Source organism: Streptomyces parvulus (assembly GCF_014648855.1).
GTDB classification, from domain to species: Bacteria; Actinomycetota; Actinomycetes; order Streptomycetales; family Streptomycetaceae; genus Streptomyces; species Streptomyces parvulus.
Genome location: NZ_BMRX01000008.1, coordinates 192,237 through 217,203, shown reverse-complemented (window position 1 = coordinate 217,203; position 24,967 = coordinate 192,237). Strand labels below are relative to the sequence as shown.

Sequence of the window (24,967 nt, the reverse complement as noted above, 5' to 3'; positions counted from 1 at the left end):
CGTCCGCCGGATCACACCACCGCCACCCGGCAGAACCGCCCCGCCACCCGCAGCTCCGCCTCGACGAGGCCCGCCGTGTGGCGCAGTTCCGGCAGGACGCGGGTGAGGCACTCCTCCGTCGTGCCGCGGGCCGCGTGCATCGCGACGTTCACGGCGGCCACCACCCGTCCCGCGCGGTCGCGCACCGGGACCGCGACCGCGCGCAGGCCCGCCTCCAGTTCCTCGTCGACCAGGGCGTGGCCCTCCTCCCGCACCCGGCGCAGTACCGGGGACGCGGTCGCGTCCGGGCGGTCGGCCAGCAGTACGCGGCCCAGCGCGGTCGCGTGGGCGGGGAGCCGGGTGCCGACGGTGACGCGGGCGCTGAGCACGCGCCCGCCGGCGGCCCTGGCCGTGTACTGGATCTCGTCGCCGGTGTCCGACAGGACGGCCAGCGCCGCGGACTCGTGGACGCGCCCGGCGAGTGCGGTCAGGTGCGGCTGGGCGATCTCGGGCAGCGACCTGCGGGAGAGCGGCGGGAAGCCGAGGGACAGCACCCGGGGGGTGAGCGCGTAGGTCCGGTCCGGCGCCGGTGCCAGGAGGCCCGCGTGTTCGTGGGTGATCAGTGCCCGGCGCGCGGAGGCGCGGGTCAGGCCGGTGGCTCGGGCGATCTCCGTGAGGGTGAGCGCGGCGCGGCCCTCGCCGAACGCCGTCAGCACGGTCAGCCCGCGGGCCAGGGACTCCACGAACTCCCGGCCCAGCTCCTGCTTCGACGCCCCGGTCCAGATGGCCAGCCCCGCGGGCGGCGGGCCCGGCTGAGCCGGTGGCGCGGTGCGCAGGCCGTCCTCCATCGCGGCGACCGCCGCGCGCAGCCGGGGGAGCAGGGCCGACCGCAGGTCCGGCGCGGTGTGCCGGCTGGTGTGGCTCACCACGCTCGCCACGCACACCACCTCCCCGGCGCCCGCCATGTCCCCGGCTCCCGCCGCTTCCCTGGCTCGCGCTACGTCCCCGGCTCCCGCCATTTCCCTGGCGCCCGCCACGTCCCCGGCTCCCGCCACCTCCCCAGCACCCACCGCCCACCCCGTGTCCGCCGCCCACCCGGTCCCGCGCGCCCACCCGGTGCCAGGTGCGCGCACCGGGACCGAGATCGCGACCAGGCCCGGCTCGATCAACTGGTCGTCCAGCGCCCAGCCGTCGACCGCCGCCCGCGCCGCACGCCGCTCGAACTCCGCGTCCGCAGAGGCGTGTTCGCGCGGCGGCAGGGCCGGGAAGCGGTCGTCCCGCGGGTCGGCCGTCCGGCGTTCGTGCCAGCGGTGCCAGTCGGCCGGTGTCCAGTCGGCGGCGAACAGCGGTCCCGGCGCCGTGCGTTCGGCGGGCAGGAGGTCGCCGATCCGGAAGCTCAGGGACATCGCGCGGCGGCGGGTGGCCTGGTGGATGAAGCGGATGCCGTCCCGGTCGCCGACCGCCAGCGACACCGACTCGTCCAGCTCGTCGGCGAGGGCGTCGGCGCGGCCGGCCAGCAGGGCGGGGAGGCGGAGCGCGGCGAGGTAGGCGTTGCCCAGTTCCATCAGCCGGGGTGCGAGGTGGACGTCGCGGCCGTCCAGGCGTACGTAGTCCATGCGGGCGAGGGTCGCGACGAGGCGGTCCACCGTGGACCTGGCCAGCCCGGTGGCCCGCTCCAGCGCGCTGAGGCTGAGCGCACCGCCGTCCGCCTCGGTCAGCCGTCGCAGCACGGCGATCCCGCGCAGCAGCGGGGCCACCGCCTCGTCCGGTACGGCGGCGGGCCCGTCGGGCACGGCGGCCCCGTCGCGGGCGGCGGCGTTCGTGGTGTTGGCGGGCATCGGCTCTCCGGTACGGCGTTCGCGGCAGGGCTACGGTAATGCCGCCCGGCCCAGGCTCCGCCCAACCAAAAGCCAAGGGCCCGCCTCGGCCGCCGCCCGCTCTCTCGGCCGCTCCTCCCTCAGCCGCCCCCTCCCTCGGCCACCCCCTCCGTCAGCCGCCTCTTCCCACGGCCGCCCCTCCGACACCGCCTCCCCCACGGCCGCCCCTCCCACAGCCGCCCCCTCCCACAACCGCCCCTCCCTCAGTCCCGAGTGACCCGTATTCGCTGGCCGCCCTCGCGGTCCGCGTCCGAGACCTGGATCGTCAGGCCGTGCGAGGGATCCTTGAACGTCTCGCCCGCGACGAACGCGGCGTCGGAGAGTTCCGCGTGCACGTTGGGGCCGCGGGTGCAGCCGCCGCTGTCCCGCTGGGAGTCGTAGACCTTCACCGGGCCCATGCCGGTGTCCACGTCCGCGTCGACCTTGTAGACCAGCACGCCCGGCCGGCACACGGTCTCGTCGTTGCCCTCCTGGGTGCGCAGCTCGACGGCGTAGCCGGACTCGCCGTCCAGCGGGACGACCACCACCTTGTCGCCGCCCCTGCGGGCCAGCGGGGTCAGTGTGTAGTCCGTCGCCCCGGGCGTGGCCGCGCAGTGCACCTGGGAGGGGTCCAGCCAGCCCAGCTTCCACTTGTGCCAGCCGAGGAGGTCGTTGTTGGCGCCCCAGTCCTCGCTCATGATGTCCCAGTGCCCGACCGCGCCCCCGCCCTCCTGGGTGTAGAGGTCCGGCAGGCCGAAGACGTGGCCGTTCTCGTGCGGCAGCACCCGGTAGCCCGTCTCGTCGTAGGAGCCGGAGCCGTCGTCCTGGCGGGAGTAGACGAAGGACGCGTTGGCGACCGGGACGCCGTCGGCGACGGGGGCGTCGGCGTTGCCGGCGAAGGTCACGGACAGCACCGTGTCCAGGGCGGAGGGGCCCGCGTTCGGGGTGACCAGCACGTTCAGCAGGTCGTAGGAGCGGAAGTCGACCTCCGGGTCGGCCGCCGCCACCAGGTCCTGCACCAGTTTGCGGTAGCCGGGTTCGAAGGGGGCGCCGCGCTCTATGCCGTACTCGGCGAACGACTTCGGCATCCGCAGCCAGTCCCGCACGGGGGTCTCGGGGCGGTAGTCGAGGCGGCCGTAGGAGCTGGTGCGGAACCACTCCTCGGTCTTCGGGAAGAACTCCGCGAACCGGTCCATCGCCTCGCCCTCGCCGGGCGCGTCGGAGAAGTCGACCATCAGGTTCAGGGCCCGGACGGTGCCGGTCGAAGGGGCGTAGCCGGCGGTGGTCGGGACGCCCTCGGACATCTGGATCTCTGGACCGCCGCTGATCATGCAGGGGCCGTGCGCGGAGGAGCGGGAGAGGGCGCCCGGCCCGGCGCCCGCCGGTGCGGTGCCCGGCGCGAGTCCGCCGGTGCCCGCCGAGGTGCTGAGCGCGAGTGTCAGGACGCCCACGGTCCCGATCGCGGCCAGCCGGCGCGGGCGTATGCGTCGGCTCGGCGGCTGCGCCTGCATGCGGACCTCCCCGTACCACGGCAGCCGTCCGGCACGGGCTGCACCCTTGCGCTCACCCTGTGCCGGGGGGTCGGCGGGCGCGCGCTGGAGCGGCCGATCGTGGGTTTCTCGCCGGTAGCTTCCGTCCGGCGGACGGGCGTTGGGGCGTGACGGAGGGTGAGGGAGTAGTGCCCTCGCGTGTTGTGACTCAGGTCACGGTGTTTCTTTCCGGGTCCGGGAAATAACCGGGGATCGTTTCCCCGTTTAGCCCTGTGTCCGAGCGAAGCGGGGACTGTCTCCCCGGATCGCGAACCACCAGACCAAGGAGTACGCCGTGCAGACCGCGACCCCGGAACAGCGCAAGGTGCCCAGGCCGCGTGCCGACGCTCTGCGCAATCGGGAGCGGATCGTCACCGCCGCCCGGGAGATGTTCGTCGAGCACGGCCCCGAGGTGCCGCTCGACGAGATCGCCCGCCGGGCCGGCGTGGGCAACGCCACGGTGTACCGGAACTTCCCCGACCGCGACGCCCTCGTCCGCGAGGTCGTCTGCTCGGTCATGGACCGCACGGCACGGGCGGCCGAGCTGGCCCTCGCGGAGACCGGGGACGCGTTCGAGGCGCTGGAGCGCTTCGTGCACGCCTCCGCCGACGAGCGGATCAGCGCCCTGTGCCCGATGGTGTCCAGCACCTTCGACCAGCACCACCCCGACCTGGAAGCGGCGCGCGAACGGGTCGAACGACTCGTCGCCGAGGTCATGGACCGGGCGAAGGCGGCCGGTCAGCTCCGCGGCGACGTGGGCGTGGGCGACCTGATGATCGCCGCGGCCCAGCTGAGCCGGCCTCCGGCCGGCACGGGCTGCCTGAGCGCCGACCGCTTCGTCCACCGTCATCTCCAGCTGTTCCTGGACGGACTGCGGGCGCCGGCCCGGTCCGTCCTGCCCGGCAGCGAAGTGACCATGGAGGATCTGCGCCGGCCCTGCGACCAGTAGCACCACTGCTTCCAGTACCAGTAGCACCACTGCTTCCAGTACCAGTAGCACCACTGCTTCCACTACCAGCAGCACCACTGCCTCCGGCAGCTGTGCGACATCCGAGCCTCCGGCCGTCGCCGTAGGTCAGTCGTCCCTTTTACTCGCCTTTATCCGTCACGAAGTCCCGAAGTGGGTATCCCCATGTCTGAAACAGCCGTCAAGGCTCCCGGCGTCCCGGATGCCGGACGCTGGAAAGCGCTCGTCTTCATCGCGCTCGCCCAGCTGATGGTCGTGCTCGACGCCACCATCGTGAACATCGCCCTGCCCTCCGCCCAGCAGGACCTCGGCATCTCCGACGGCAACCGGCAGTGGGTCGTCACGGCCTACGCCCTCGCCTTCGGCGGTCTGCTGCTGTTCGGCGGCCGCATAGCCGACCTGTGGGGCCGCAAGCGCACCTTCGTCACCGGCCTGGCCGGCTTCGCCGTCGCCTCGGCGCTCGGCGGCGCGGCCACCAACGAGGCGATGATGTTCGGCTCCCGCGCCCTCCAGGGCGTCTTCGGCGCCCTGCTCGCGCCGGCCGCGCTCTCCCTGCTCGCCGTGATGTTCACGGACGCCAAGGAGCGGGCCAAGGCCTTCGGCATCTACGGCGCGATCGCCGGTGGCGGCGGCGCCGTCGGCCTGATCCTCGGCGGTTTCCTCACCGAGTACCTGAACTGGCGCTGGACGTTCTTCGTCAACATCCCGTTCGCCATCGTGGCCGCGGCCGGCGCCTACCTCGTCATCCGTGAACCCCAGGGCGGCCGCAACCGCTCGCCGCTCGACATCCCCGGCGTGATCCTGTCCACCCTCGGCCTGGTCTCGCTCGTCTACGGCTTCACCCGCGCCGAGTCCAACGGCTGGAGCGACGCGCTGACCGTCGGCATGTTCGTCGCCGCGGCCGTGCTGCTGCTCGCCTTCGTGATCGTCGAGTCGAGGGTCAAGGCCCCGCTGCTGCCGCTGCGCGTGATCACCGAGCGCAACCGGGGCGGGATCTACCTCTCGCTGGGTCTGGCGATCATCGCGATGTTCGGCCTGTTCCTCTTCCTGACCTACTACCTCCAGGTCGTGAAGGGCTACACGCCGGTGAAGACCGGCTTCGCCTTCCTGCCGATGATCGCGGGCATGATCACGGGCTCCACCCAGATCGGCACCCGCCTGATGACCCGGGTCGCGCCCCGGCTGCTGATGGGCCCCGGCTTCCTGGTCGCCGCCGTCGGCATGCTGCTGCTGACCCAGCTGGAGATCAACACCTCCTACGCCGGGGTGCTGCTGCCCGGCATGCTCCTGCTCGGCCTCGGCATGGGTACGGCGTTCATGCCGGCCATGTCCATGGCCACCATGGGCGTGGAGGCGCGGGACGCCGGTGTCGCCTCGGCGATGGTCAACACCTCGCAGCAGGTGGGCGGCGCGATCGGTACGGCGCTGCTGAACACCATCGCGGCCTCGGCCACCACGTCCTACGTCGCCGACCACATCGGCGGCGCGACCTCCCGGTCCCAGCAGCAGCTGGTCCAGCTCCAGGGCCAGGTGCAGGGCTACACCAGCGCCATCTGGTTCGCCGTCGGCATCCTGGTCGCGGCCGCCGTGATCGCCCTGACCTTCATCAACGCCGGACGTCCGGGCGGCACCACCGTCACCGGGTCGGCCGCCGGCGACGGGGTCGAGGACGAGCTGCCGGTGCCGGTCGTCGCCCACTGACGCCGGACCCGCTACCCGCTCGGGCCCTTCGTTCCATCCGTGTGCGGGGGGAGGGGACGCCCTCCGCACACGGCTCCCAGGACCTGCCCCGGCCGCGCGTTCAGCGCAGCCAGGGCAGGTCCGCACCCGCTTCGCTCGGCTGGAGTCCCTCGGCGACGATCCGCATGATCTCGCCGAGGGACTTCTGCTGTTCCGGGGTGAGCCGGTCGAAGACGGCCTGGCGCACGGCGTCCACGTGGCCCGGAGCGGTCCGGCTCAGCACCGCGTACCCCTCGTCGGTGAGGATGGCGAACTGGCCGCGCTTGTCCGAGGGGCAGTCCTCGCGGCGGACCCAGCCGTTCTTCTCCAGCCGCGCGACCGCGTGCGAGAGCCGGGACCGGGTGATCTTGGCGTACCGGGCCAGCTCGGTCATCCGCAGCCGCCGCCGCGGCGACTCGGCCAGCTTGACCAGCAAGCCGTAGTAGACGTGCGGCATGCCCGCGTCGCGCTGGAGCTGCCGGTCGAGGTGGTCCTCCAGGAGGGTGGCGGCCTCGATGTAGGAGCGCCAGACGAGCTGCTCCTGGTCGGAGAGCCAGCGGGGGTCGTCGTTCATGGACCCCACTCTACGGAACCACTCCTTGAAACTTAAACAAATGCGGCGTAGATTCACCCGTAGAGATTGAGAGTTCAAGTAACTGAGTCCCGGCATCCGGAGTATGGGAGCAGCAGCCATGACCGCCGTCGCACAGGAGCGCATGCCCGCCCTCTACCTCAGCCACGGCGCCCCGCCGCTCGCCGACGACCCCGTCTGGCCCGGCGAACTCGCCGCCTGGGCCGCCGGCCTGCCCCGCCCCAAGGCGATCCTCGTCGTCTCCGCCCACTGGGAGGAGTCCCCGCTCGCCCTCGGCGCCACCACGACCGTGCCCCTGGTGTACGACTTCTGGGGCTTCCCCGAGCACTACTACCGGGTGCGCTACGAGGCCCCGGGCGCCCCCGCGCTCGCCGACGCCGTACGCAAGCTGCTGCGCGCCCCCGGCACCCCCGTCCAGGACGTCCCCGACCGCGGCCTCGACCACGGCGCCTACGTGCCGCTCGTCGAGATGTACCCGGACGCCGACGTCCCGGTCCTCCAGGTCTCCATGCCGACCCTCGAACCGGAGCGCCTGATGGAGCTGGGCCGCAGGCTGGCGCCGCTGCGCGACGAGGGTGTGCTGATCATCGGCTCCGGCTTCTTCACCCACAATCTGGCCGCGCTGCGCCAGGGCGGCATCCCCTCCTGGTCGGCGGAGTTCGACGACTGGGGCCGGCGTGCGCTGGAGGACGGCGACGTGGACGGCCTGCTCGACTTCACCCGCAAGTCCCCGGCGGGGCGGCTCGCCCACCCCCGCACCGAGCACTTCGCCCCGCTGTTCGTGACCATGGGGGCCGCGGACGCCGCCGGTGAACTGGACCTGCGGCGCTCGGTGATCGACGGCTTCTGGATGGGGCTGGCCAAGCGGTCGGTGCAGTTCGGCTGAGGCCCGCCGGGCGGATCCGCGGCGGCCGCTACAGCGGCTTCTCGTACCAGGCCACGTCCCAGTAGCGGCCGAACTTCCGGCCCACCTCGCGGTACATGCCCACGTGCCGGAAGCCCAGGCGCGCGTGCAGCCGGGCCGAGGCCTCGTTGGGCTGCGCGACGCCGGCGTAGGCGCGGTGCAGGTCCTCGCCGGCCAGGGCCTCGAAGAGGGACGTGTAGAGCAGCGTGCCGATGCCCCGGCCGCCGGCGCCCGGGGCGACGTAGACGGTGGTCTCCACCGACGTCCCGTAGGCGGGCTTCGCGCGGAACGGGCTGGAGGTGGCGTACCCCAGAATCTCCCGCGACCGCGCGTCCGTGGCAACCCTCAGCCGGTGGGGGCCGTCTTCAGGGTGGGAGAGCAGCCACGCGCGGCGCTCCCGCGCGGTGAAGGGCTCGGTGTCGAACGTGATGGGCGTCTCACGGACGTAGTGGTTGTAGAGGTCGGTGAGCGCCTGGAGGTCGTCCTCGATCCCCGGTCTGACCTGGACGTCCGTACGCCCTGTCGGCATCGCGCCACCTCCTGTGGCGGCACAGGGTACTGCATGATCAGAAAAATCGAGGGGCGGGTTGGGAATTCTGTCCGGATTCCAGTCGTTGTTTCCATCGGATGCAGGGCACCCGAGGAGAGTCCCCCACAGTGACCGGCGTCCACCGGACCACCCGCTGAACCACCATCGCAAGGGAGCACGCATGGCAACCCGTGCCGTCGCCCGTCGTAAGTCCGCCACCGGCGAGACCTCCGGCGCGGCAACCAGCGTCCGCGCCAACGGCGGAGAGCTCGCCGACCGCGATCTGGTCGGCATGTACCTCGACGAGATCGCGCGTACACCGCTGCTCGACGCCGCCAAGGAGGTCGAGCTGTCCCAGACCATCGAGGCCGGTGTGTTCGCGCGGCAGGTCCTCGAAGGCTACGAGGAGACCGGGGCGGATGCCACCCGTGAGGAACTCCAGGCCCTGATCGACGAGAGCGAGCGGGCGAAGGACGTCTTCATCCGCTCCAACCTCCGCCTGGTCGTCGCGGTGGCCCGCCGCTACCCGCGCAGCGGCCTCCCGCTGCTCGACCTGATCCAGGAGGGCAACGCCGGCCTGGTCCGCGCGGTGGAGAAGTTCGACTACCGCAAGGGCTTCAAGTTCTCGACCTACGCGACCTGGTGGATCCGGCAGGCCATCACCCGGTCCATCGCCGACCAGTCGCGCACCATCCGGCTGCCCGTCCACCTGGTGGAGGAGCTGGGCCGGATCCGCCGCGTGCAGCGCGAGTTCAACCGCGAGCACGGCCGCGAGCCGGAGCCCGCCGAGATCGCGGCCGAGCTGGGCTCGACCCCGGAGCGCGTGACCGACGTGCTCGACTGGGCCCGCGACCCGGTCTCGCTGAACATGTCGGTGGACGACGAGGGCGAGACCCAGTTCGGCGACCTGCTGGAGGACACCTCCGCCGTGTCGCCCGAGCAGTCGGTGCTGACCCTGCTGCGCAGCGAGGAGCTGGACGACCTCATCGGCCGCCTCGACCCGCGCACCGCCTCCATCATCAAGATGCGGTACGGCATCGACGACGGCCGCGAGCGCACGCTGACCGAGGTCGGCAAGGAGCACGGACTCACCCGCGAGCGCATCCGGCAGATCGAGAAGCACGCACTGCTCGAACTGAAGAAGCTGGCTCGTTCCACCGGGTTCGAGGCCGCGGCGTAGGGCCGGTGCGGACGGCGGCCGGGAGTTCCGCGCGGCCGCCGTGTGACGCGGGGGCGTGACGTGGCGGATGGGGCGCACGCCGGTGGCCGAACCCCGCGCAAACATGGCCGTACAACGCTGCTTCAACCCGCGGGGGCCCGGGAAAAAGAACTCCGGGCCCGCCGGTAGGGGCCCGGCCCCACCGGACCGCCGTCCCTCATGGACCACGTCCCGACGCACTCCCCCCGGTGCCGGGACTTTCCCGAGCCGGGCCCGGCGCCCCTCCCCCCGGGGCGCCGGGCCCGGCTCTCTCCGGTCCGCCGGGCTCCGCGCGGCGTGCGCGGGCCGGACGGACCGGCGGGACACCCCGAACCTGAACCCCGGGGTGGCCCGCCGAATGGCAGATTCTGCCACAGCGGCATAGCCTGCCGAAGTGAGCAGCACCATCCCCGCATCCCCCGACCCCGGGTCGGGACCGGTCTCCCTGACCGAACGGCGCAAGGCCGAGACCCGTATGGAGATCGCCCGCGCGGCGGCCCGCCTCTTCGTCGGCCAGGGCCTCAGAGCCACCAGGGCCGAGGACATCGCCCGCGCCGCCGGCATCGCCCCGCGCACCTTCTACCGCTACTTCGCGGCCAAGGAGGAGGCCGTCGCCCCGCTCTACGCCCTCGGCGCCGAGCGCTGGGTGCGGACGGTCCGCGACGCCCCGGCCGAACTGTCCCCGCCCGAGGCGCTGGAACACGCCGTCCGGCACACCCTGACGCCGGGCGCCGGGGTCTCCGCGGCGTCCTGGGAGTGGGCCCGCATCCTCATCCGCCTGGCGGCCAGCAGCCCGGCGCTGCGCAAGGTGTGGGCGGAGGTCTGCCTCGGCACGGAACGCGGTCTCGTGGAGGTGCTGGCCGCGCGGATGTCCGGCGGCGACGACAACGTTGCCGTACGCCTCGCGGCCTCGCCCCGGCTGCACTTCGCGGCGGCGGTGGCGGGCGCGGCCGTACGCGTCGCGGCGGAGGACTGGGCGGCCTCCGGAGAGACCACCCGCAGCCCCCTGGACCAGGCCCTGCGCAACCTGGAGGCCCTGCGCGACTTCACGTGGGAGGACGGGGAGCCCACCGGGGGATGAGCCGCCCGGCTGCCTGGGATCCCGCCCGAGGGGTGGCCCTGGTGGGGGCGCCGATCCGGAGCGGGGCCACCCGGTGCCGTCCCCGGCTCACGTCGTCCCCCGGCTCACGCCGTCCCCCGGCTCACGCCGTGTCCGGCGGGGCCGCCCGGCCCAGCCTCGCGCCCAACTCCCGCACCCGGTCCACCAGTTCCGCCGGCTGCCGGACCCGGAACTCCAGGCCCGTCATGGCCAGCCGCACCGCCATCCACTCGGGCGCGTCGGACACCGTCGCCCGCAGCACGCACGACGCGCCCCCCTCCGCCGCCTCCGGCGTCCCGATCCACTGCGGCAGCCGTGCCGCGACCACCTCGGGTGCGTCGAGGAAGAGAACGTCGACGTCGTAGGAGTCGTTGCGCCGCTGCATCGAGCGCCGCAGGTACTCGGCCGCGTCGCCGGTCGGCAGCTCGCGCGGCGTGAAGCGCGCGCCGGTCGCGAAGGGCTCGCTCACCCGGTCGACCCGGAAGGTCCGCCAGTCCTCGCGGTCGAGGTCATAGGCGATCAGGTACCAGCGGCGTCCCGTCGACACCAGCCGGTACGGCTCCGTCACGCGCCGCGACTCGGTGCCGTCCCCGGCCCGGTAGGCGAACCGCAGGCGCTCGTGCCCGGCCACCGTCGAGGCCATCACGGTCAGTGTGCCGGTGGCGATGCTCGGCCCGTCCCCGGTGGTCATCGGCGTGGTCGCGGCCTGGAGTGTGGTCACCCGGTGCCGCAGCCGGGACGGCAGCACCTGCTCCAGCTTGGCCAGCGCCCTGACCGACGCCTCGTCCAGGCCCTCGACCGCGTGCCCCGCACCGGCGCGCAGTCCGACCGCGATGGCCACCGCCTCCTCGTCGTCGAGCACGAGCGGCGGCATCGCCTTGCCGGCCACCAGCCGGTAGCCGCCGTCGGCTCCCATGGTGGCCTGCACGGGGTAGCCCAGTTCGCGCAGCCGGTCGATGTCGCGCCGGACCGTGCGGCGGGAGACCCCGAGCCGGTCGGCCAGCTCGCCGCCGGGCCATTCGCGGGGCGTCTGGAGGAGGGAGAGGAGCGTCAGCAGCCGGGCCGGAGTGTCCGTCGTCATGGCACCGAGAATGCCGCACATCTAGGACGTGATCCGTCCTACTGCGCGCCTAACTTCCTTCCATGACCTCCACGCAGACCCCGGGCACGCCACCCGTCCCGTCCGCCTCACCCGCCCCGAACGGCGCCGGCGACCGACGCCGCTGGTTCGCCCTCGCGATCGTGATGACCGCGGCCTTCATGGACCTCGTCGACGTCACCATCGTCAACATCGCGATCCCGTCGATCCAGGCCGACGAGGGCGCCTCCGTCAGCCAGATCCAGTGGATAACGGCCGGCTACGCCCTCGCCTTCGCCGCCGGCCTGATCACCGGCGGCCGGCTCGGCGACATCCACGGCCGCAAACGGGTCTTCCTGGTCGGCATCGGCGGCTTCACCCTGGCGTCCGCGCTGTGCGGTCTCGCGGCGGGACCGGAGATGCTGGTCGCCGCCCGGATCCTGCAGGGCGCCATGGCGGCGCTGATGGTGCCGCAGGTGCTGTCGATCGTGCACGCCACCTTCCCGGCCCACGAACGCGGCAAGGTCTTCGGGCTGTTCGGCGCGATCGTCGGCCTGGGCGCCGTCTCCGGCCCGCTGCTGGGTGCCCTGCTCACCGAGTGGAACCTCTTCGGCCTCGAATGGCGCCCCATCTTCCTCATCAACCTTCCGGTCGGCATCGCCGGACTCGTCCTCGGCAGCCGCTTCATCACGGAGTCCAGGGCGCCGCGCGCACTGCGGCTGGACCTGGTCGGGGTCGCCCTGGTCACGCTCGGCATGCTGATGCTGGTGTACCCGCTCACCCGGGGCGAGGAGCTGGGCTGGCCGCTGTGGGGGTACGCCTCGATGGCCGGCTCGCTGGTGGTCCTCGCGGTGCTGGTGGCGTACGAGCGGCGCAAGAGCGCGCGGGACGGCTCGCCCCTGGTCGAGCTGTCGCTGTTCCGGGTGAAGAGCTTCGCGGCCGGAATCGCCGTGCAGACCGTCTTCGGCGTCGCGCTCGGCATCTTCTTCCTGGTGTGGACGCTCTACATGCAGGTCGGCCTCGGCTGGACCCCGCTGCGGGCCGGGCTGACCGGCGTACCGTTCTCCATCGCCGTCTCCGTGGCGGCCGGGGTGTCGGTGCAGGTGCTGGTCCCGCGCTTCGGGCGCAAGGTGCTCCAGGCGGGCGCGCTGGTGATGGCGGCCGGCGTGCTGCTCTACATCTGGGAGTCCGGGCACTACGGACTCGGCATCGCGTCCTGGCAGATGGCGCTGCCGCTGGCCGTGATGGGCGTGGGCATGGGGCTGATCGTGGCTCCGCTGACCGACGCGGTGCTGTCCCAGGTGCCGCGCGAGCACGCCGGGGCGGCCTCCGGACTCATCAACACCGTGCAGCAGATGGGCAACGCCCTCGGCCTCGGCCTGGTGTCGGTGGTCTTCTTCGGCGCGATGGGCGACCACCTCGACCCCGCCGGTGTCGGCCCGGCCTACGCGGACGCCTTCCGCAACGCGCTGGGCTGGGTGGCCGCGGTGCTGGCCGTCATCTTCCTGCTGATGTTCGCGCTGCCCAGGCGGCCCGCGCAGCACGTGGAGGGCGCCGCGGCCGGGGAGGAGCCGGCGGCGGAGGCGGCGGACAAGGAGCCCGCGCTCACCTGAGCCACGCATGTCCGTTCGTGCCTGACTGTGCCCGAGTATCTGTATTCACCGGTTTACAACCCGGAAAACCGGGCGTAGCCTCCCCGGGAAACCACAGGTTCGGGCACGGTTCGGAGGTGAACGGTCATGTACGCACCCGAGCGGCAGCAGGAGATCCTCCGGCTCGCCCGGGACGGTGGCCGCGTGGACGTGGTGTCGCTGGCCGAGGAGTTCCAGGTGACGGCGGAGACCATCCGCCGCGACCTCAAGGCCCTCGACCGCGCCGGACTGCTGCGCCGGGTGCACGGGGGCGCGATCCCCGCCGGGCGCCTCGACTTCGAGCCGGACCTCGCCGAGCGCGAGTCCACCGCCGCCGACGAGAAGGACCGCATCGCCAGGGCGGCCCGGGCCGAACTGCCGACCGAGGGCACGCTGATCCTCGACGCCGGCTCGACGGTCGCCCGGACGGCGGCGGCGATCCCGGCAGAGTCCTCGCTGACCGTCGTCACCCACAGCCTGCCCATCGCCGCCCGCCTCGCCGACCACCCCGGCATCCAGCTCCACCTGGTCGGCGGCCGGGTCCGGCACCGCACCCGCGCCGCCGTGGACGCCTGGGCGCTGCGGGCGTACGGCGAGATCCGCGCCGACGTCGCCGTGGTCGCGGCCAACGGCTTCTCCGCCGAGCACGGACTGACCACCCCCGACCTCGCCGAGGCCGCCGTCAAGCGGGCCGCCGTGGCCGCCGCCCGCCGCGTGGTGCTGGTCGCCGACTCGTCCAAGTACGGCCAGGAGCACTTCGCCCGCTTCGGCGCCCTGGACGACGTCGACGTGCTGATCACCGACAGCGGGCTGAGCCCCGAGGACGCGGCCGCCATCGAGCGCGCCGGCACGGAAGTGGTACGCGCGTGATCGTCACCGTCACTCCCAACCCGTCCCTGGACCGCACCTACGAGGTGCCCGCGCTCGACCGCGGCGAGGTCGTCCGCGCCACGGGCGAGCGCGTGGACCCGGGCGGCAAGGGCGTGAACGTGTCGCGGGCGGTGGCGGCGGCCGGCCGGCGCACCGTGGCGGTGCTGCCGCTCGGCGGCGCCCCGGGAGCGCTGGTCGCCGACCTGCTGGCCGCCCAGGGCATCGAGGTCGCGCCGGTCCCGATCGCCGGGGCCACCCGCTCCAACATCGCGCTCGCCGAGGCCGACGGCGTCCTGACGAAGATCAACGCGCCGGGCCCCGAACTCTCGGCCGCCGAACGGGAACTGCTCCTGGAGACCGTACGGAGCCAGTCGCCCGGCGCCGACTGGATAGCCTGCTGCGGCAGCCTGCCCCGCGGACTCGCCCCTTCCTGGTACGCCGAACTGACCGCCCGCGCACACGCCGCCGGAGCCCGCATCGCCCTCGACACCTCGGGCCCGGCCCTCCTGCGGGCCCTGCGCGAGCGCCCCGACGTGGTCAAGCCGAACGCCGGGGAACTCGCCGGGGCCGTCGGACGCCCCCTCGCCACCGTCGGCGACGCCGTCAAGGCCGCCGAGGAGCTGCGGGAGCTGGGCGCCCGTGCCGTGCTCGCCAGCCTCGGCGCCGACGGGCAGATCCTCGTCACCGGCGAGGGCACGTGGTTCGGCGAGGCCCGCGTGGACGCCGTCCGCAGCAACGTGGGCGCCGGCGACGCCTCCCTCGCCGGCTTCCTGGCCGCCGGCGGCGCGGGGCCCGGCGCCCTCGCCTCCGCCGTCGCGCACGGCGCCGCCGCCGTCCGGCTGCCCGGCAGCGTGATGCCGGCGCCGGACGACCTCGAACCGTCCGCCGTGACGGTCACGGCGCAGGTGCCGGCGGACCGCGCACTGCGGGAGCCGGCGCCGTGACCCCCGCCCATGCCCACGAGGGCGGCCGCGCCGGGTGCGCGCACCGCACCGCCTCCGCCGCGCACGTGAGTACCTCGACGCCCCTCCCACTCCCCCTCCCCGCCCCCGCCCCTCGCCCCGTGTTCCGGGCGATACGCGAGCTAAGGAGCCCGCGATGAGCGACATGACCGGCGCGGACCTGGTCGACCTCGACCTGTCCGCCGACACCAAGGAAGCGGCGGCGCGCGCCCTCGCCGAGCGGATGGCGGCCCGGGGCCGGGTCACGGACCTGGAGGGCTTCCTCGCCGACGTGGCCGCCCGCGAGGCGCAGCTGCCGACCGGCCTCGACGGCGGCATCGGCATCCCGCACTGCCGCAGCGAGCACGTCACCGCACCCACCCTCGCCTTCGGCCGCAGCGGGCGGGGCATCGACTTCGGGGCGGCGGACGGCCCGGCCGACCTGGTCTTCCTGATCGCCGCGCCGGCGGGCGCCGACGACGCCCACCTGACGATCCTCTCCTCCCTGGCCCGGCAGCTGATGAACGCCGAGTTCACGGACGCCCTGCGCGCGGTGGCCGACCCGGCCCGGGCGGCAGCGCTGATCCGCGGCGAGGAGCCGGCGGCGGGCGACGAGGACTCCGCGGAGCGGGCGTCCGCGGACGGCGAGGATTCCGTGGCGGCCCCGGCGGCGGCCTCCGCCGTGGCCGCCACGGCCCCCGCCACCGGCGAGCCGCAGCCGTCGGCGGCCCCCGAACCCCCCTTCCGGATCGTCGCCGTCACCTCCTGCCCCACCGGCATCGCGCACACCTACATGGCCGCCGAGTCACTGGAGAACGCGGCCCGGGAGGCAGGCGTCGAGATCGTCGTCGAGACCCAGGGCTCGGCCGGGTTCGAGCGGCTGGACCCAGAGGTGATCGCGGCCGCGGACGGCGTGATCCTCGCCCACGACGTGCCGGTGCGCGAGAAGGACCGCTTCGCCGGCAAGCCCACCGTCGACACCGGCGTGAAGGCGGCGGTCAACCGGCCCGGCGAGCTGATCGGCGAGGTCCGCGCCAAGGCGGCCCGCGGCGAGGCGACGGCGGGCGGTGCGGCCGGTTCCGCCGGCACGGCCGCCGCGACGCCCGTCGAGCGCGGTGGCGAGCCCGGCGAGGGATACGGGACCAAGCTCCGCAAGTGGCTGATGTCCGGCGTCAGTTACATGGTGCCGTTCGTCGCGGCAGGCGGTCTGCTGATCGCCCTGGGCTTCGCGATCGGCGGCTACGAGATCGACAAGGCGCCGTCCGTCACGGACCACTTCGCGTGGGCCCAGGCGGACAGCTGGGCGGCCCTGTTCTTCCAGATCGGCGGCGTGGCCTTCGCCTTCCTCGTCCCGGTGCTGGCCGGCTACATCGCCTACGGCATGGCCGACCGCCCGGGCCTGGTCCCCGGCTTCGTCGGCGGCTCGATCGCGCTGACCGTCAACGCCGGCTTCCTCGGCGGTCTGGCGGCCGGCCTGATCTCGGGCGCGGTGGTGCTCGCCGTCCAACGAGTGCGCATACCCAAGGCGTTGCGCGGCATCATGCCGGTGGTGGTGATCCCGCTGATCTCGGCGGCGGTCGTCGGATTCCTGATGTTCGTGGTGATCGGCAAACCCATCGCCTCGGCGCAGGAGGCGATGACGGACTGGCTCGACGGCCTCTCCGGCGCCAACGCGGTCCTGCTCGGCGCCCTCGTCGGCCTGATGATGTGCTTCGACCTCGGCGGCCCGGTCAACAAGGTCGCCTACACCTTCGCCACCGCCGGCATCGCGGTCTCGGACCCGAGCGACTCGGCGATGAAGATCATGGCGGCGGTGATGGCGGCCGGCATGGTCCCGCCGCTGGCGATGGCCCTGGCCACCACCGTGCGCGCCCGGCTCTTCAACGCCGCCGAGCGCGAGAACGGCAAGGCCGCCTGGGTGCTCGGCGCCTCCTTCATCTCCGAGGGCGCGATCCCGTTCGCCGCCGCCGACCCGCTGCGGGTGATCCCGTCCTCCATGGTGGGCGGCGCGGTCACCGGCGCCCTGTCGATGGCCTTCGACGCCACCCTGCGCGCCCCGCACGGCGGCATCTTCGTGGTCCCGCTGATCGGCAACCCGCTGCTCTACCTCGTCGCCGTCGCGGCCGGCGTCTGCGTCACCACCGCCCTGGTGATCGTCCTCAAGGGGCTGCGCAAGCAGGCGCGGGATTCGGTGACTCGGGATCCGGGCGACGCCGATCCGTCGACGCGGACACCGGGGGCGAAGCAACCGGTCTCCGCGTAGGACCCGTACGGCAGGAGAGCACACGGCGGGACGCTCCCGCCGCCGGCCGCGCGTGATCCGGCCTTACCGGGCCCGTGGCCCGTGGCCCGCGCTCAGGAGGAGACCTGTGCGGCCCGCCGTTCCATCGCGCGGCGGGCCGCGTCCTCAGCGTCGTACACCTCGCACATGTGCCGCCCGTCGGGCGTGGCCGTGTGCTCGACCTCCCAGACGGAGACCTCCGCCCCGTCCCGGAGCAGGAACGCGTGTTCGTAGAGCGAGAAACCGACCCGCGCGCGCCCGGTGCGGCCGGGGCCGCCGAAGGCCTGGATGATCTGGTGCGCGGTCGCCGTCGCCAGCAGCGCGGCCAGCTCGGCTCCCGGCCGGTCCGCGTTCTCCGCGCGGCGCAGCAGCCGGCGGGCGTGGTCCGCCGAGGCGTCGGAGACGTAGGTGTGGCGCGGGGCCGGGGCGGGGGAGAGGTGCACCTGCACCGGCAGCGCGAAGTCCGGCGTCTCCGGTGGCAGGGCCAGCCGGGAGGTCGAGGTCCGCAACTCCTCCTCGTCCAGGTACACCTCGTGCTGCGGCTCGCCGCCCGGGACGGTGTTGTGCACCAGCTCCCAGAGCGTGAGCGCCGAACCGTCGGCGAGCAGCCAGGTGTGCCGGTACGTCTCGCGGTGCAGGCCCGCACTGTGGTGCGCGGAGTGCAGCGAACCGTCGTGCGCCAGCGCGCAGTCCAGCCGGCGTATGGTGTCGTCGGGCAGTTCGAACGAGTTCAGGGCGCGACCCAGCAGCCGCATGAGGTGCTCCTCCGGAGACTCGGGCGACTCGGGTGGTTCGTACGGTGCCGTCTCGTACGGAACGCTCAAGGTTTCTCCCGGCGTTGCTGCATGTCACCTTGTGGGTGCATACCGTAGCCCCTCGGTCGGACATCATGTCCGGGAACCGAGAAAACGTACGCACGAAAAACCCCCGGGCGGCGCGAAAAGTTCCCGCCGCTCCCCACGTTCCGTCAAAATCCGCTGCTCAAGAGCCGGTCGAACGACATCCACCACAACTTCTCCTGTCTGTCCGGCCGTTTGCCGTCAACCGCCGTACAGCTCCTCGTACGACGGCCACGCCCCGCCCGGCCCCTCCGTGGACTCGGCCGCCCGCACCGCGCGGACGATGGCCCGCGTCACCACGTCCGCGCCCGCCGCCAGCACCTCGTTCAGCGCCAGCGGATCCCCCTCGGCGAGCGGACGCGCGCCCGTCGCCAGGGCGAACACCGTGTCCCCGTCGCTGAGCAGGTGCACGGGCCGGACGGCGCGCGCGATGCCGTCGTGCGAGGTGCCGGCCAGCTTCTGCGCCTGCGCCTTCGACAGGGCCGCGTCGGTGGCGACCACGGCGAGCGTCGTGTTCAACGGCGGCGGCGCGTTCCTCGCCGCGACCTCCGCCAGCCGCAGCCGCGCCGCCTCGTGGACCTCCGCCGCCGGATACGCCACCCGCCCGCCGCCGGACAACTCCCCGTACAGCGCCCCCGTCTCCGGGTCCGTCACCGAGCCCGCCGCGTTGGCCACCACCAGCGCCGCCACCGTGACGCCCGAGCCCAGCAGGGTGCTCGCGGTGCCGATCCCGCCCTTCAGCGTGCCGACCACCGCCCCCGTACCCGCCCCGACACATCCCTGCGCCACCCCGGCACCGGGGGAGTCCGCGCCCGCCCACGCCGCCTCCACGGCCGCCCGCCCGGTGCCGGCGTCCGGCCTGGCCCGGAAGTCACCGCCGCGCCCCAGGTCGAAGACGCAGGCCGCGGGCACCACCGGCACCACGTGGGAGGGGTCCGGCCCCACCCGCACCCCGCGCCCCCGCTCCTCCAGCCAGGCCATCACCCCCGACGCCGCGTCGAGCCCGTACGCGCTGCCGCCGGTCAGCACCACCGCCTGCACCCGCTGCACCAGGTTCCTCGGGTCGAGCGCGTCGGTCTCCTTGGTGCCGGGGCCCCCGCCGCGCACGTCCACGGCCGCCACCGCCCCGTCCTCCGGCGCGAGCACCACCGTCGTCCCCGTGAGCCATCCGCCGCCGCGCCGCGTCGCGTGCCCCACCAGCAGCCCGGCGACGTCCGTCAATGCGTCAACTGTCATGCCGCCAGTCTCGTCCACGCCTCCCCAGTCCGGCCCAGCCCAGCACGGCCCGGACCGGCCGGTCAGGCCGCGGTGGGTGCCGCGCCCCGCGGGTGCCCGGTGCGGCGGGCGGTCAGCGCCACCCCGGCCGCCACGGACAGCGCCAGAACGACTCCGGCGACCAGCACCGCCATGTCGCCGAGGAAGGTGCAGCAGATCACCAGCAGCGCCGCCGTCGGCAGCACCAGCTGCTCGGCGATGCCCACCTTGAAGTGCCGTGCGTGCAGCGCCCACACCGTGAGCAGGAACAGCGCCGTCGGCAGGGTCACCGCCGCGGACGCCGCGAGCGTCGAGATGTGCGCCGCGCCCACGGCCTGCTCCACCGCGACCTCCAGCCCCGCGCCGATCGCCGCCGCCGAGGCGAACACCAGGTAGTGGCCGTACCCCCAGACGAACGACTGCCTGCTGGTCCGCAGATGGCTGTGGACGGGCACCACGAAGTAGATCCACCACGCGGCGAAGACGATGAGCAGCCCGCCCGCCGCGATCGGCAGCACCTCGCCCAGCGCGTCGTTCTCCTCGATGCCGGACTTCACCGCCACCGTGGCCGCCGCGATGGTCTCGCCGAGGACGATGATCGTGAGCAGCCCGTACCGCTCGGAGATATGGTGCGGATGCCAGGACGACATGTGCCGGCGTTCGGCGAACAGCGGCACGCACAGCTCCAGCACCACCATCGCCAGATACAGCCATCCCCGGCCGCCCTCCGGCAGGACCAGCAGCCCCAGCCAGCCGATCTGGCAGACCAGCACGCCCCCGGCGTATCTCAGCGCCATGGCCCGCTCCGCCGCGCCGGACGTCCGCGCCGCCCTGAGCCACTGCACCGACATGGCCACCCGCATGATCACGTAGCCGATCACGACGGCCGCGTAGTCGTGGTCCTCGAACGCCCGGGAGATGCCCGCCGCCAGCACCAGCACGCCGGCCATCTGCACCAGGGTGACGATCCGGTAGAGCACGTCGTCGTTGTCGTAGGCCGAGGCGAACCACGTGAAGTTCATCCACGCCCACCAGATGGCGAAGAAGATCATCGCGTAGTCGAGCACGCCCTGGCCCGCATGGTCCTCGGCGACCGAGTGCACCAGCTGCACGCCCGCCTGGGCGATGGCGACGACGAAGCACAGGTCGAAGAGGAGCTCCAGCGGTGTGGCGGCGCGGTGCCGCTCGTGCCGGCCTCTGGCCTTCAGGGGGCGGACCGGCGGACGGGCGCCGGGCGGGCCCGAGGCCTCGCCCGCGGGATGGGGGCTTGACGTCATGGCTCCCAGCACAGCAGAGAGGACGCCGGTCTGCTTGCGGAGAGGGGCCGTACCCTGGACCCATGAGTACCGCCCCCGAACCCGAGCCGCGCGCGCCCAGGCCGGCGCTGGTCTTCGACGACCCGCTGGACCAGCAGACCTCGGACGACACGGACCACGGCTGGGGCGAGCGCCCCCAGGGCGACGGCGCGGCCGACCTGAAGCGCTTCCTCGACGAGAAGCCCCCGCACCACCTGTGATCCCCGAGGCCCCCGCGCCACGCGTGATCCCCGAGGCCCCCGGCAGCCTCGGCTAGGGCCTGTCGGGCCCGGCACCGCGCTGGGCGACCAGCTCGTCCCGGATCTCCTTGAGCACCTCCAGCTCGGTGACCTCGATGATCTCCACGGCGCTCTCCTTCGCCTTCCGGCGGGCCTCCATCCGGGCCAGGTACTTCGCCATGGGCAGGACCATGAGGAAGTAGACGACGGCAGCGGTGATCAGGAACGTGAGGGTGGCGCCCAGCACCGAGCCCCACAGGATGCGCACGCCCGTCGCGGTGTCGCCGGTCCCGGTGCACGGGCCTTTCAGGCAGGAGCTGTAGCTGTCCAGGCTCTGCGTGCCGAACGCCCCGATCAGCGGATTGATGACCCCCTTCACCACCGAGTTCACGATGTTGGTGAAGGCGGCGCCGATGACGACCGCCACCGCCAGGTCGATGACGTTCCCGCGCATCAGGAAGGCCTTGAAGCCCTGCCAGACGCTCGGCTCGCTCTTCTCGCTCACGGTGGACGTTCTCCTCGCTTGAACAGATGTAGGAATGGAGCGCTCCGCAACCTACGTCAGCGTTGGGCCGTCCTGTCCAATCAGGTCCCACGAACGAGCGACTTGACGGCCTCACCACAGGGTCACCGCCAACCGCCCCGTGGTACCCGCGCCGACCAGCCGGTGGGCGGTGCCGCGCGGCACCGAGACCACGACCAGCGCCCCGTCCGCCGCCCCCTCCCCGGGGTCCGGCACCTCCGTCACCCGCACCCCGCGCGCGACCACGGAGGCCCGCCCGGAGCCCCCGGTCGCGACCACGTCGACGCGGTCACCGGGGCCCAGCAGCCGTACCGACTCCGCGTCGGCGATCCGCACCGGCGCCGCCACGAGCCGCGGGCCGGCCCGCTCGCGGACGGGCTCGGCCGCCGGATGTCCGCGAGCGCGGCCGAAATCCGCAGGGCCGGTGTCCGCCCGGCCGTCCCCCTGTCGTGGTCCGGCGGCCACCAGCGCGGCCGCGGTGACGGCCAGCCCGGCGGCCACCGCGCGGCGCCGGTGGCGCACGAGACGGTGCGGCCGGAGCCGTCCGCCGCGGACCCGCACCGGTGCGAAGTGCGGCACCTCGCCGGTGGGCGGGGCGTCGGCGCCGAGCGGGAACGGGCCGGGGGAGGGAAGGACGGAACGGGACACGGTGACCACCACCTGCGACGAGGGACCGGCTTGCGCTCCCACGATGAGGCCTTCCGCCGGGCCGCGCCGAGGCCCGTGGACGACCGGCCGCTTGTGGACAACTCCGCCACCCGAACCGGGCGTTCCGCCCCCAGCGCAGGCCCGCTGAACACTCCTCCGCCGAGCACTCGTCCGCTGAAACTCGTCCGCCCGTCGGGAAACGCCCCGCTGCCCCCCGCACACGCGGCCCGTCCGGCGGGACCGCCTTCGCCCCCGGTCGCAGCCCCTACGGCAGCGCGATCCCCGGATCCATCCCGCCCAGCGCCGCCCCGCACGGGCAGTCCCGCCCCTCCGTCGCCGGCAGCGCGGCCACCGCGTCGAACAGCACGCCCCGCAGGCGGTCCACGTTGGCCGCGAACACCCGCAGCACCTCCTCGTGCGAGACGCCCTCGCCGCTCTCGGCGCCGGCGTCGAGGTCGGTGACCAGGGTCAGCGAGGTGTAGCAGAGCTCCAGTTCACGGGCGAGGGCCGCCTCCGGGTGGCCCGTCATGCCCACCACCGACCAGCCCTGCGCCCGGTGCCACAGGGACTCCGCCCGGGTGCCGAAGCGCGGCCCCTCGACCACGACCAGGGTGCCGCCGTCCACGGGCTCCCAGTCCCGCCCCCGCGCCGCCTTCAGCGCGGCGGTCCGCCCGGTGGGGCAGTACGGGTCGGCCAGCGACACGTGCACCACGTTGGGCACCGTGCCGTCGGCGAGCGGCAGTCCGTCGAAGTACGTCGACGGGCGCGAGTTGGTCCGGTCGACGAACTGGTCCGGCACCAGCAGCGTGCCCGGACCGTACTCGGGGCGCAGGCCGCCGACCGCGCACGGGCCGAGGACCTGGCGCACGCCGGCCGAGCGCAGCGCCCACAGGTTGGCCCGGTAGTTGATCCGGTGCGGCGGCAGATGGTGGCCGCGACCGTGCCGGGGGAGGAAGGCGACCCGCCGGCCGGCCACCTCGCCGACGAAGAGCGAGTCGCTGGGCGGCCCGTACGGGGTGTCCACCTCGACCTCGGTCACGTCGTCGAGGAACGAGTAGAAACCGGAGCCGCCGATCACGCCGATCTCGGCATTCACCTTGTTCGCCATGCCCGCACCCTAACCGGCCGGTGAAACGCCGAGGACCCCGTCGTCGGACGACGACAGGGTCTCGTAAGAACCTTGCGGAGGGCTCGCGGGAGTCCTAGGCGGCGGTGGTGCTGGAGGAGGAGCTGCCGGAGCCCGAGGACGAACCCGAGCCGGAGGACGACGACCCGGAGGACGACGAACCCGAGTCCGAGGACGACGAGGCGGAGGACGAGGCACCGGACTTCGACGACGCCGGCGAGCTGCTCGACGAGCTGCCGCGGCTGTCGTTGCGGTAGAAGCCGGAACCCTTGAAGACGATGCCGACCGCCGAGAACACCTTCTTCAGGCGGCCCTGGCAGTTCGGGCACTCGGTCAGGGCGTCGTCGGTGAACTTCTGCACCGCCTCGAGGCCCTCGCCGCACTCGGTGCACTGGTACTGGTACGTCGGCACTGTCTTCCTCCTGGCACTCTCACTCGATGAGTGCTAACGACGGTCCATAGTGACGTATTCCTCGGGATCAGTCCACTGCGACGGGCTCGCGGTGACCGACGCCACGTGCGACCGTACGCCCGCGGGGCCGCGCCGCCAGCCGGGAACGCAGCGCCACCAGCACCGCGAGGGCGAGCACCGTGCCGCCCATCGGCACCAGGAATCCGGCGCCGTCCCAGAACCGGTCCTCCAGCTGTCCGGCGACCGTCACCGCCAGGGCCTGGCCGAGCGCGACGGCGCCGGTCAGCCAGGTGAAGGCCTCGGTGCGGGCGCCGGCCGGGACCAGCCCCTCGACCAGGGTGTACCCGGTGACGATGGCGGGCGCGACGCACATGCCGACCAGCAGACCGAGACCGGCCAGCGTCGGCACCGACTGCGCCGCCCACAGTCCGGAGGCAGTCAGCGCGAGGGCGGCGTAGCCGATCAGGAGGCGGCGCTGCGGGGCGGCCTTCCAGGCGATGGCGCCGCAGGCGAGGCCGGCGAGCATGTTGCCGGCGGCGAAGACGCCGTAGAGGACGCCGTTCAGTCCGGGCTCGCCGATCGACTCGGTGAACGCGGCCAGCGACACCTGCATGCCGCCGAAGACGGACCCGATGCCCAGGAAGGCGACGATCAGGACGCGGACCCCGGGGACGCGCAGCGCGGAAACGTGCTCCCCGCGCGCGTGCGCCCCGTCGGCCCCGCCGACCTCGGGCTGCGTGCGCTTCTGCGCGGCGAACAGCAGACCGCCCACCAGGGTGAGCGCGGCCTCGGTGACCAGGCCCGCGGCCGGGTCGATGCCGGTGCACAGCGCGGTCGCCAGCAGCGGGCCGAGGACGAAGGTCAGCTCGTCGGTGACGGACTCGAAGGCGGCGGCCGTGCTCATCAGGGGGGAGCCCTTGAGCCGGACGCCCCAGCGGGCCCGCACCATGGGCCCGACCTGCGGCACCGAGGCGCCGGCGGGGACGGCCGCCGCGAACAGCGCCCACAGCGGGGCGTCCGCGAGGGCGAGGGCGGTCAGCGCCAGGCCGGACGCCGCGTGGACGATCACGCCGGGCAGCAGCACGGCGCGCTGCCCGTAGCGGTCGGCGAGCCGTCCGCCGTAGGGGGCGAACACGGCCATGGAGACGCCGGTGACGGCCGCCGCGGCGCCCGCGACGCCGTAGGAGCCGGTGGTGTGCTGCACGAGCAGCACGATGGAGATCGTCAGCATGGCGAACGGCTGACGCGCCGCGAAACCGGGGAGCAGGAACGTCCAGGCGCCGCGGGTGCGCAGCAGCTGTCCGTATCCGGGGCGGGCGGAGGAGGACGCGGTGTGCGGCGCCGCCTCCGGCGACTTCTTCGACGGGGTGACCGTGGATGCCACGGCCCGTGCCTTTCTGCCGCCTGGTAGCGCGGTCCGCCTCGCGGCTGTCGCCGTGCGGGAGCGCCGAGAGCTGT

At 73.6% G+C, this 24,967-nt stretch carries 23 protein-coding genes; 10 read left to right on the top strand and 13 right to left on the bottom strand.

Translation table 11 applies throughout. The features are described from left to right. Window positions 1-11: 11 nt before the first annotated feature. Entirely contained in the window at window positions 12-1,817 is a 1,806-nt protein-coding gene (locus IE108_RS17190) for an IclR family transcriptional regulator domain-containing protein (RefSeq protein ID WP_064728387.1), read from the bottom strand. 242 nt (window positions 1,818-2,059) lie between these two features. Then, window positions 2,060-3,346 carry a M6 family metalloprotease domain-containing protein gene (locus tag IE108_RS17185; protein ID WP_064728386.1) on the bottom strand — a complete coding sequence of 429 codons (1,287 nt, stop codon included), beginning with the start codon at window positions 3,344-3,346 and terminating at the stop codon, window positions 2,060-2,062. Window positions 3,347-3,659: 313 nt separating this feature from the next. Here IE108_RS17185 and IE108_RS17180 point away from each other — a divergent pair, with 313 nt between their 5' ends. Together IE108_RS17180 and IE108_RS17175 are read left to right on the top strand one after the other, a co-directional pair. Continuing rightward, window positions 3,660-4,313, top strand: coding sequence for a TetR/AcrR family transcriptional regulator (locus IE108_RS17180; RefSeq protein WP_189397686.1), 654 nt, complete (start codon window positions 3,660-3,662; stop codon window positions 4,311-4,313). A gap of 183 nt (window positions 4,314-4,496) precedes the next feature. After that, a complete protein-coding gene (locus IE108_RS17175) occupies window positions 4,497-6,032 on the top strand; it encodes an MFS transporter (RefSeq protein ID WP_064728384.1) in 1,536 nt (511 codons plus the stop codon). A 100-nt stretch (window positions 6,033-6,132) separates the two neighbouring features. On the opposite strand, the gene IE108_RS17170 is transcribed toward IE108_RS17175, so the two are convergent. After that, window positions 6,133-6,624 carry a MarR family winged helix-turn-helix transcriptional regulator gene (locus IE108_RS17170; protein WP_064728383.1) on the bottom strand — a complete coding sequence of 164 codons (492 nt, stop codon included), beginning with the start codon at window positions 6,622-6,624 and terminating at the stop codon, window positions 6,133-6,135. Window positions 6,625-6,742: 118 nt separating this feature from the next. On the opposite strand from IE108_RS17170, the gene IE108_RS17165 reads away from it, so the two are divergent. Next, on the top strand, window positions 6,743-7,528 hold the full coding sequence (locus IE108_RS17165) for a dioxygenase family protein (protein WP_226486512.1): 786 nt from the start codon (window positions 6,743-6,745) through the stop codon (window positions 7,526-7,528). A 28-nt stretch (window positions 7,529-7,556) separates the two neighbouring features. Here the strand turns inward: IE108_RS17165 and IE108_RS17160 are convergent, their stop codons facing one another. Then, window positions 7,557-8,075, bottom strand: a complete 519-nt coding sequence (locus IE108_RS17160) for a GNAT family N-acetyltransferase (protein ID WP_064728381.1) — start codon at window positions 8,073-8,075, stop codon at window positions 7,557-7,559. Window positions 8,076-8,256: 181 nt separating this feature from the next. Here IE108_RS17160 and IE108_RS17155 point away from each other — a divergent pair, with 181 nt between their 5' ends. Beyond that, window positions 8,257-9,255, top strand: coding sequence for a sigma-70 family RNA polymerase sigma factor (locus IE108_RS17155; protein ID WP_031044499.1), 999 nt, complete (start codon window positions 8,257-8,259; stop codon window positions 9,253-9,255). A 412-nt stretch (window positions 9,256-9,667) separates the two neighbouring features. Next, window positions 9,668-10,354, top strand: coding sequence for a TetR/AcrR family transcriptional regulator (locus IE108_RS17150; RefSeq protein WP_064728379.1), 687 nt, complete (start codon window positions 9,668-9,670; stop codon window positions 10,352-10,354). Between the two features lie 121 nt (window positions 10,355-10,475). On the opposite strand, the gene IE108_RS17145 is transcribed toward IE108_RS17150, so the two are convergent. Continuing rightward, entirely contained in the window at window positions 10,476-11,453 is a 978-nt protein-coding gene (locus IE108_RS17145; RefSeq protein ID WP_064731804.1) for a helix-turn-helix transcriptional regulator, read from the bottom strand. 62 nt (window positions 11,454-11,515) lie between these two features. Here IE108_RS17145 and IE108_RS17140 point away from each other — a divergent pair, with 62 nt between their 5' ends. The 4 genes from IE108_RS17140 to IE108_RS17125 all read left to right on the top strand — a co-directional run bounded on the left by IE108_RS17140 (window position 11,516) and on the right by IE108_RS17125 (window position 17,155). Further along, on the top strand, window positions 11,516-13,063 hold the full coding sequence (locus IE108_RS17140) for an MFS transporter (protein WP_064728377.1): 1,548 nt from the start codon (window positions 11,516-11,518) through the stop codon (window positions 13,061-13,063). A 126-nt stretch (window positions 13,064-13,189) separates the two neighbouring features. Beyond that, window positions 13,190-13,951 carry a DeoR/GlpR family DNA-binding transcription regulator gene (locus IE108_RS17135; RefSeq protein ID WP_189397684.1) on the top strand — a complete coding sequence of 254 codons (762 nt, stop codon included), beginning with the start codon at window positions 13,190-13,192 and terminating at the stop codon, window positions 13,949-13,951. Beyond that, on the top strand, window positions 13,948-14,895 hold the full coding sequence (gene pfkB / locus IE108_RS17130; protein ID WP_064728373.1) for a 1-phosphofructokinase: 948 nt from the start codon (window positions 13,948-13,950) through the stop codon (window positions 14,893-14,895). The genes IE108_RS17135 and pfkB overlap by 4 nt, the downstream gene beginning before the upstream one ends. Before the next feature lie 154 nt (window positions 14,896-15,049). After that, window positions 15,050-17,155: a PTS fructose transporter subunit IIABC gene (locus IE108_RS17125; protein ID WP_064728371.1), complete on the top strand. Its 2,106-nt coding sequence runs from the start codon at window positions 15,050-15,052 to the stop codon at window positions 17,153-17,155. 92 nt (window positions 17,156-17,247) lie between these two features. On the opposite strand, the gene IE108_RS17120 is transcribed toward IE108_RS17125, so the two are convergent. The 3 genes from IE108_RS17120 to IE108_RS17110 all read right to left on the bottom strand — a co-directional run bounded on the left by IE108_RS17120 (window position 17,248) and on the right by IE108_RS17110 (window position 20,543). After that, the gene (locus tag IE108_RS17120) at window positions 17,248-17,997 is read right to left on the bottom strand and encodes a DUF6227 family protein (protein ID WP_064728370.1); all 750 of its coding nucleotides are present in this window, start codon (window positions 17,995-17,997) and stop codon (window positions 17,248-17,250) included. A 216-nt stretch (window positions 17,998-18,213) separates the two neighbouring features. Then, a complete protein-coding gene (locus tag IE108_RS17115) occupies window positions 18,214-19,248 on the bottom strand; it encodes a P1 family peptidase (protein WP_064728368.1) in 1,035 nt (344 codons plus the stop codon). Between the two features lie 62 nt (window positions 19,249-19,310). Then, window positions 19,311-20,543 (bottom strand): low temperature requirement protein A, encoded by a 1,233-nt coding sequence (locus IE108_RS17110; RefSeq protein ID WP_064728366.1) that lies wholly within the window; start codon window positions 20,541-20,543, stop codon window positions 19,311-19,313. A gap of 62 nt (window positions 20,544-20,605) precedes the next feature. On the opposite strand from IE108_RS17110, the gene IE108_RS17105 reads away from it, so the two are divergent. Beyond that, on the top strand, window positions 20,606-20,782 hold the full coding sequence (locus IE108_RS17105; protein ID WP_107420187.1) for a hypothetical protein: 177 nt from the start codon (window positions 20,606-20,608) through the stop codon (window positions 20,780-20,782). A gap of 52 nt (window positions 20,783-20,834) precedes the next feature. On the opposite strand, the gene mscL is transcribed toward IE108_RS17105, so the two are convergent. The 5 genes from mscL to IE108_RS17080 all read right to left on the bottom strand — a co-directional run bounded on the left by mscL (window position 20,835) and on the right by IE108_RS17080 (window position 24,893). Beyond that, complete coding sequence (gene mscL / locus IE108_RS17100; RefSeq protein ID WP_064728365.1) at window positions 20,835-21,305, bottom strand: large conductance mechanosensitive channel protein MscL; 471 nt, start codon at window positions 21,303-21,305, stop codon at window positions 20,835-20,837. Between the two features lie 111 nt (window positions 21,306-21,416). Next, complete coding sequence (locus IE108_RS17095; protein WP_064731803.1) at window positions 21,417-21,902, bottom strand: hypothetical protein; 486 nt, start codon at window positions 21,900-21,902, stop codon at window positions 21,417-21,419. 334 nt (window positions 21,903-22,236) lie between these two features. Beyond that, window positions 22,237-23,079 (bottom strand): S-methyl-5'-thioadenosine phosphorylase, encoded by an 843-nt coding sequence (locus IE108_RS17090; RefSeq protein WP_064728364.1) that lies wholly within the window; start codon window positions 23,077-23,079, stop codon window positions 22,237-22,239. A gap of 94 nt (window positions 23,080-23,173) precedes the next feature. After that, window positions 23,174-23,509 (bottom strand): FmdB family zinc ribbon protein, encoded by a 336-nt coding sequence (locus IE108_RS17085; RefSeq protein WP_079163539.1) that lies wholly within the window; start codon window positions 23,507-23,509, stop codon window positions 23,174-23,176. A gap of 67 nt (window positions 23,510-23,576) precedes the next feature. Continuing rightward, window positions 23,577-24,893 (bottom strand): MFS transporter, encoded by a 1,317-nt coding sequence (locus IE108_RS17080; RefSeq protein WP_064728363.1) that lies wholly within the window; start codon window positions 24,891-24,893, stop codon window positions 23,577-23,579. Window positions 24,894-24,967 lie beyond the last annotated feature (74 nt).